Genomic DNA, 7,946 nt, shown 5'->3' on the forward strand with positions numbered 1-7,946 from the left:
AACTGAGAGAATGAAATCTAACGGCGAGCGAGGGAATTCAATGAAAAAACGACTAGGTTTATTATATGGCGGGAAATCGGCTGAGCACGAAGTGTCACTGTCTACGGCACGCGCAGTCACGAATGCAATTGATTTCGGAAAGTATGACGTCATTCCAGTTTATATCACCTATGAAGGGGAATGGCGGAAGGGAGAACCGTTGCAGGCACCGGCTGCTACGATTGAAGAATTGCGGCTGGACAGGGAGACAGCCCGTCCTGACAGTATCCATGACTTCTTGAACGGCAGTGCCGGAACACCGGACATCATCCTGCCTCTATTGCACGGCACGAACGGAGAAGACGGCACAGTGCAAGGGCTTCTGGAAGTGATGAATATCCCATACGCCGGTAATGGCGTGCTCGCGTCATCGGCGGGTATGGATAAAGTTGTCATGAAGCAGCTGTTTGCCCATGCCGGATTAAAACAAGTCGGATACGTTCATTTTCTTCGGAATGAATGGCAGGCGGAGAAAGAGAAGCTTGTAGACAAGATGGAGACCGAATTATCATGGCCGATGTTCGTGAAACCGGCCAATTTAGGATCAAGTGTCGGTATCAGCAAAGCGGAAAATCGGGAAAGCCTAGTGGCTGCGGTAGAGTTCGCACTGAAATTTGACCGTAAGATCATTGTGGAACAAGGCGTAGTCGCAAGGGAAATCGAGGTCGCTGTGCTCGGCAACGATAAGCCCGCCTGTTCCGTCCTCGGTGAAATTAAACCGGTTGCCTCATTTTACGATTATGAAGCGAAGTACCAGGATGGCAATACAGAGCTTGTCATCCCGGCACAAGTTACAGACGCGGTCGAAAGAGAATTGAAGGAAATGGCGATTCGCGCCTTCAAAGTTCTCGACTGTGCAGGGCTTGTGCGTGCAGACTTTTTCGTCACGGCAGACGATGAAGTAATCATCAATGAAGTAAACACGATGCCCGGCTTTACGCCGACAAGCATGTTTCCCCTCCTTTGGCAGCATTCTGGACTTACGTATCCAGAGCTCATTGACCGATTGATCGACTTGGCATGGGAACGGCACGAAGAAAAGAAGAAAATACAATACACGATGGATTGAGGCGAATGAATTGAGAAAGCAATTGGCAGATATCGCAAATTGGCTAGGTGCAAAAGGACAGCATATGGAGAATGTCGTCGTAACAGGCGCATCGATCGACACGCGCACGATTTCGGAAGGGGAGCTGTTCATTCCCTTTCGAGGAGAACATGTAAACGGCCACCGATTTGTGCAGCAGGCGATCGAAAAGGGCGCAGCTGCTTCTTTATGGCTTATCGATGAACCGAATCCGCCCGCTGATATTCCACTTGTTTTTGTTGAGGACGGTGAGCTGGCGCTTCAGCAAATGGCGAGAAGCTACCGCGATGAATTGACGTGCAAGGTAATCGGCGTCACCGGGTCGAACGGGAAAACATCAACGAAAGATTTGATTGCCAGCGTTCTAAGCCCTTATTTCCAAGTACGGAAAACGGAAGGGAACTTCAATAACGAACTGGGACTCCCGATGACACTTCTCTCTCTTGACCCGGAAACTGAAGTCGCCGTGCTGGAGATGGGAATGAGCGGATTCGGCGAAATCTCTTTCCTTTCTCATCTGGCGAAGCCGCATTACGCGGTCATTACGAACATCGGTGAAGCACATCTGCAAGATCTCGGCTCCCGGGAAGGAATCGCAAAAGCGAAATTTGAAATTATTGACGGATTCAGTGAGGACGGCATCCTCTTTTATGATGGGGATGAACCGCTTCTTAGGGATCGTGTCGATCAGGCGGATATCCATACCGTTTCATTCGGGACGGGGAAAGAGGTGGCATTCCGACTTGTTTCTATGGATTCTGGGGACGAAGGAAGCGAGTTCTCAGTGGAAGGTGTCGTGAACGGCGACTTCACGATTCCCGTCTACGGATCGCATCAAGTGAAAAATGCCCTTGCTGCTATCCTCATCGCTCATGAGCTCGGCCTTACCAACGATCAGATCGCAGAGGCGCTGCGCCAAGCCCGTTTGACGGATATGCGAATGCAGCCAATTTTGCATAGCAGCGGTGCGTTGTTTATTAATGACGCCTACAATGCTGCTCCGACATCGATGCGTGCGGCGATCCGGTTCTTGCAGGAAACTCATTTACGGGATGAAAAATGGATTGTTCTGGGTGATATGCTGGAACTTGGCGATGATGAGCGTCTTTACCATGAATCACTCGCTGACGATCTAGCAACACTAGACGTTAAGGGGATCTGTCTCTTTGGTCCTCGGATGAAGTGGCTGTACGACGTGTTGCAGAAGCAAGGGAAAGAAAATCGACAACTGATATGGTCGGAAACGGACTATGAATCAATTACGGAACCATTGCAGAGAGTCATGAATGCAAATTCCATCATTCTGTTGAAAGGCTCGAGAGGCATGGAGCTGGAACGGGTTGTGGAAAGTTTGCTGGAACAATGAAAACGGGTGTGCTTGTCATCCATGGATTTACGGGCGGGCCGTTTGAAGTGCGCCCATTCATCCACTATTTGAAGGATCATACGGACTGGAATATTTCCGTTCCGACCTTGCCGGGACACGGCCTTCCCCCGAATTTGCGCGGCATTTCGGCGGAAGCATGGATGATGGAAGCAGAGTTGGCGCTAAAGCGGCTGCTGAAAGAATCAGATCGCGTTATCCTTGTTGGTTTCTCCATGGGCGGCCTGATTGCCATGTATTTGAGTTTGCGCTACCCTGTGGACAAATTGGTCCTTTTAAGCGCGGCAGCCAAGTACATCAGCCCGAAAGTGATGCTCGAAGATGTCGTGAAAATGCTGACAGAATCGGTGACGAAAAAGCACTCGCCCAATACGTTTTATCACTTGTATGACTATAAGCTGGCCAATACGCCGCTTAGGTCGGCCGTCGAATTTTTGCGGCTGAACCGAATGGTCGTCCCTTATTATCATCAGATCACGACCCCGGTATGCATTGTCCAAGGGAAGAAGGATGAAATCGTCCCATTTGCAACGGGCGAGCATTTGTATCAGTCACTGGGCTCCACCGAAAAGCATCTCATCATTTCGGAGTCAGGCAAACATCATATTTGCTACAGCGATGATTCGGCGGATTGGTTTTCCGAAGTTCTCGCGTTCATGCAAAAGGATAAAGGCGTTTTCTGATTATTGGTTTTTAAGCGGATTGATTGCGGAACAGCCAATCGCGTGGTAAACTACTATGAGTATTGGATACATTTACATGAGACTCTTCCTGTGTGAAGAGTACTTTTTTTTGAATAAAACGGTTTGCTGCCCTCATCAGGACGCCAAGCCGCTCGGCAAAGACCGGGCTTTCCTTTTCAACGAATGCCTCTGATTTTACTGGAAGTTCGACTTAACTTCCGCCCACTCCAGAGAAACCAAAATATCGGAAACGTTCCCATATCAGTTAAGGCTCGAATTTGCCGCGCTTTCATTTGCAAATGTAACCAATTGCTAAATGAAGAAACTAAAGGAGATTGAGTAGTTTGACAAAATTTTCAGACTTGAACATTAGCGAATCCACGCAGAAATCATTACAGCGCATGGGGTTCGAAGAAGCAACACCGATTCAAGAAGGCACAATCACATTTGGCATGGAAGGACGCGACGTCATCGGCCAGGCCCAAACAGGTACTGGTAAGACTGCTGCTTTTGGTATTCCGATTATCGAGAAAATCGATATGAACGACCCTTCTGTACAGGCTTTGATCATCGCGCCGACACGTGAGCTTGCCATCCAAGTATCCGAAGAGATCTACAAAATCGGCTACGGCAAACGTGCTCGTGTGCTGACAGTGTACGGAGGTCAAGAAATCGGGCGTCAAATTCGCGCTTTACGCAATAATCCACAAATCGTTGTGGGAACTCCGGGACGTATTTTGGACCATATCAACCGCAGAACTTTGAAATTGAACAATGTGCAGACACTTGTTCTTGACGAAGCGGATGAAATGTTGAACATGGGCTTCATCGAAGACATCAATACAATTCTTGAAAACGTACCGGCTGAACGCCAGACGCTTCTGTTCTCAGCGACAATGCCTGGACCGATCCGCAAAATCGCAGAAACGTTCATGAAGGATCCGGAAATCGTTAAAATCAAATCAAAAGAAATGACAGTCGAGAACATTGAACAATTTTTCGTGAAATCACAGGAAAGCGAAAAGTTCGATATCCTGACTCGTCTATTGAATGTTCACCAGCCTGAACTGGCTATCGTATTCGGCCGCACAAAGCGCCGTGTTGATGAACTATCCCACGCACTTAGCATTCGCGGTTACTTGGCGGAAGGAATCCATGGTGACTTGACGCAAGCGAAACGGATGTCTGTTCTTCGCCAATTCAAAGATAATAAAATCGATGTCCTCGTTGCAACTGACGTTGCTGCCCGTGGACTTGATATTTCAGGTGTCACACATGTTTACAACTTTGACATTCCGCAAGATCCCGAAAGCTATGTACACCGAATCGGCCGTACAGGACGCGCAGGAAAAAGCGGTGTTGCTGTCACATTCGTAACACCTCGTGAAATGAGTTATCTTCGTGTAGTAGAAGAAACAACGAAAAAGCGGATGACACCATTGCAGCCGCCAACATCTGACGAAGCACTCATTGGCCAACAACGTTTGGCGATGGAGCAATTGACAGAGATCGTTGAGAAAAACCAACTAGGCGACTACAAGCAAATGGCTTCCGAAATGCTAGAGAAATTCGAAGCGCATGACCTTGTCGCAGCTGCGTTGAAATCGTTGACGAAAGAGCCGGACGATACGCCGGTTAAAATTACGGAAGAGCGTCCATTGCCATCCCGCAAAACGCAATCCCGTGACCGTGGCGGCTACAAAGGCAGCCGTGGCGGCGGCCGTTCATTCGGTGGAGGCCGTGGCTATGGCGGCAACCGTCGCAGCGGCAGCCGTGAAGGCGGAGGACGTCGCGAACGTTCTTCAAAACCAAGAAACGAAAGATAAGTTAGTAAAGAATAAATCCAGGGAACGTTTAGACGTCCCCTGGATTTTTTGCGTTATCAAGGGATGCGATTCACAAAAGGCTAATACCATGGAGAGTGAGTAGTATGGTGAAAAGGGGGCTGGTCGGTAAATCTGGAGAGATGACCGATACCTGTTTCGAAGTTATCGATAACTAACTGTGAGTGACCGATAACTAGTTGGGTGTGAGCGGAAAAGGAGGTTGACCGATAAGTCTGGGGAAATGACCAATAAGTGTTCCGAAGTGATTGATAACAATCACCAAATGACCAATAACCATCTGGAACTGACCGTTAAAAAAGAGGTTAACCGATAAAACTGGGGAAGTGACCGATAAGTGTTTCAAACTGATCGATAACAATCGCCAAGTGACCGATAAAACTGGGCGATGACCTGTAGCGTTTTGTTCAATTTAAAATAAGCCATTCACGATCACCAAGCAATTCGTCATGCAGAGGTGAAACGTTTTTTGACTTGAGTCGTATAAGAGGATAAGAAAGAAGGAAAATGAGGTGTTTATTCGTGAGACCGCAACCTGCAAATCAAATATCGAGAAAAGGCCTGAAGGTGTGGAGGCTGTATGGTATTATCCAGACCAGTATTTTGACGCTGCTGGCAATTGGTTTCGGTGTATTGGTATACATAAATGATTGGTATACATGGATATATGTCGCTGCAGCGGCAGTGGTCATTGTCGATTCCTATATCTCCATTTATTTGATCCCGAAAATCAGATGGATGCGGTGGAGGTACGAAGTCAGGGAGTCTGAAATTGAGTTGCAGCATGGCTTGTTTATCGTGAAACGGACATTAATTCCTATGGTGCGCGTGCAACATGTTGACACGTCACAAGGACCGATCTTGAAAAAATATGGGCTTGCTGTCATTACAATATCAACAGCAGCGACCAATCATTCGATTCCGGCGCTTGAGATGGAGGAAGCGGACGAATTGAGAAATCGGATTTCGATCCTGGCAAGGGTGGCGGAAGACGATGTCTGAGCAACGATATCGATTGCATTGGGTTACTGCGATTATCGAAACTCTAAAAGCGGCGAAAGAAGCGATCCTCCCGCTTATCGTCCTGTTATTTGCGAATGGGCGCAGGGATTGGAATACCGGTCTTTGGTACATCGATTATTTATCATTCCTCATTTTAGGCGGCCTTATTATTCTGCTGTCTGTCAGTGGACTCATCAAGTGGCTGCGATTTCAATATTGGTTTGAAGAGGATGAATTGCGAATCGAGTCAGGCTTGTTCGTCCGGAAAAAGCGATACATTCCATTTGAGCGGATTCAAAGCCTTGATTACACGGAAGGGATTTTTCACCGTCCGTTTAAGCTAGTGAAAGTAAATGTGGAAACCGCCGGCAGCTCCTCCTTGAAAAAGTCGGAGGGAGAATTGACTGCCATTACGAAAGAGGCGGCTCGGCAAATCGAACAGCATATGGCGGAGGCGAAGCGGAAACGTAAGCAACCGATTGCTGAGGATCTTTTGAATGAAGAATCGTTTCATGAGGAAACGGTGGAGACGGTAAAAGAAAAAGCACATAAAGTATTTGCCCTTACATCGAAGGATTTGTTCATCCTGGCGACCACTTCGGGAGGAATAGGTGTCATCTTGTCTGGTGTGGCTATTTTCCTTTCGCAATTTGGGGATCTTATTCCATACGAATGGATTTTTGATGAATTCGCCTCGTTCGTGAAATTTGGCGTTCTCATTGTCGGGCTCGTCGTATTCGCGGGACTCGTCGGTGTGTGGATTCTTTCGGTCATCATGACGTTCTTCTCCTACTATGGGTTTACCGTATCTTTAGAGGAGGATGATATTGTCATTACGAGGGGCTTGCTTGAAAAAAAGAGAGTGACCGTGCCGCTAAAACGGGTGCAAAGTGTCAGTGTTATTCAGAATCCGTTGCGCCAGCCCTTCGGTTATGCATCGGTTTCCATCCATAGTGCGGGTGGGGGAGTCGGGGATGGAGCGAAAATCAACCTGTTCCCTTTGGTAAAGAAAAACGATGTACAAGAGAGATTGGAAGCCATTTTTCCGAACTATCATTTTGAGGAACCGACAACCAAACTCCCGAAGCGTGGAAAAGCATTTTTCTATCGAATTGATTTCCTTTGGATGTTGCCGGTAATCGGAGCGTTGACGTACTTCTTTTTCCCATACGGCCTGCTGTCGCTGCTTATTATTCCAGTCATCATCGCATTTGGCCTCTGGCAATATCGGTCAGGAGCATACGCCATTTATGACAGCCAGCTGACGATGCGTTTTCGCGGCATCAGCCTACAAACCGCCTACATGACAAAAAGAAGAATTCAATCGTTGGAAATGAAACAAAGCTACTTCAACAAACGGAAACAGGTTGCTACTATCGTGGCCAGTGCCAAATCCGGCATGGGGCAGCACCGCGGCATCATTCACTTTATGGAAGAAGGTGAAGCGGAACGCATTTTAAGCTGGTACGAAAAGCGTACCGTGCAAAAGGCTGCGCCGCTGCTTCATCTGGCAGACGAATCGTTGGAAGGCGAATAAAGAACGAAGACACGGCCCGGCGCGTATCGGGCCGTTTTTTTATAGAGGTACATTTGGCGGGAGGTTCTACGATACAACATGGGATCATTGTAAGATGAATATTACGAATTCTTCATCTGTCTGTGCCATTTTGTGAACCGACAAACCCACCAACCCCTGTATCTGTTTACGAACCGCTCGTGTACTCTCGGGAACCACTCGTATAAGTCAACGACCGCTCGTATACTCTCGGGAACCACTCGAATAATGCAGCGACCGCTCGTATACTCTCGCGAACCACTCGAATAATGCAGCGACCGCTCGTATACTCTCGGGAACCACTCGTATAATGCAGCGACTGCTCGTATACTCTCGCGAACCGCTCGTATAA

Annotated in this window: 7 protein-coding genes; 6 read left to right on the forward strand and 1 reads right to left on the reverse strand. The window is 47.8% G+C overall.

The window, feature by feature from the left end; translation table 11 throughout:
- The first annotated feature begins 40 nt into the window (after positions 1 to 40).
- The 6 genes from ACSW3C_RS19040 (at position 41) to ACSW3C_RS19065 (ending at position 7,576) form a co-directional block, all read left to right on the forward strand.
- Complete coding sequence (locus tag ACSW3C_RS19040) at positions 41 to 1,108, forward strand: D-alanine--D-alanine ligase (protein WP_486564532.1); 1,068 nt, start codon at positions 41 to 43, stop codon at positions 1,106 to 1,108.
- Between the two features lie 10 nt (positions 1,109 to 1,118).
- The gene (locus ACSW3C_RS19045; protein ID WP_486564534.1) at positions 1,119 to 2,492 is read left to right on the forward strand and encodes a UDP-N-acetylmuramoyl-tripeptide--D-alanyl-D-alanine ligase; all 1,374 of its coding nucleotides are present in this window, start codon (positions 1,119 to 1,121) and stop codon (positions 2,490 to 2,492) included.
- On the forward strand, positions 2,489 to 3,193 hold the full coding sequence (locus ACSW3C_RS19050) for an alpha/beta hydrolase (RefSeq protein WP_486564536.1): 705 nt from the start codon (positions 2,489 to 2,491) through the stop codon (positions 3,191 to 3,193). Before ACSW3C_RS19045 ends, ACSW3C_RS19050 begins: the two co-directional genes overlap by 4 nt.
- 344 nt (positions 3,194 to 3,537) lie before the next feature.
- Positions 3,538 to 5,019 (forward strand): degradosome RNA helicase CshA, encoded by a 1,482-nt coding sequence (gene cshA / locus ACSW3C_RS19055; protein WP_486564538.1) that lies wholly within the window; start codon positions 3,538 to 3,540, stop codon positions 5,017 to 5,019.
- A 540-nt stretch (positions 5,020 to 5,559) separates the two neighbouring features.
- Positions 5,560 to 6,039, forward strand: coding sequence for a PH domain-containing protein (locus tag ACSW3C_RS19060; protein WP_486564539.1), 480 nt, complete (start codon positions 5,560 to 5,562; stop codon positions 6,037 to 6,039).
- Positions 6,032 to 7,576, forward strand: coding sequence for a PH domain-containing protein (locus ACSW3C_RS19065; protein ID WP_486564541.1), 1,545 nt, complete (start codon positions 6,032 to 6,034; stop codon positions 7,574 to 7,576). The genes ACSW3C_RS19060 and ACSW3C_RS19065 overlap by 8 nt, the downstream gene beginning before the upstream one ends.
- A gap of 166 nt (positions 7,577 to 7,742) precedes the next feature.
- On the opposite strand, the gene ACSW3C_RS19070 is transcribed toward ACSW3C_RS19065, so the two are convergent.
- On the reverse strand, positions 7,743 to 7,946 hold a 204-nt coding region (locus tag ACSW3C_RS19070), incomplete at its 5' end, for a hypothetical protein (protein ID WP_486564543.1).

The organism is Sporosarcina sp. AD_1 (assembly GCF_057373025.1).

Bases quoted from the DNA above. Each gene is read 5' to 3' on its own strand.
- ACSW3C_RS19050 (WP_486564536.1), top strand. From the start codon at position 2,489: ATGAAAACGGGTGTGCTTGTCATCCATGGATTTACGGGCGGGCCGTTT.
- ACSW3C_RS19040 (WP_486564532.1), top strand. From the start codon at position 41: ATGAAAAAACGACTAGGTTTATTATATGGCGGGAAATCGGCTGAGCAC.
- ACSW3C_RS19065 (WP_486564541.1), top strand. From the start codon at position 6,032: ATGTCTGAGCAACGATATCGATTGCATTGGGTTACTGCGATTATCGAA.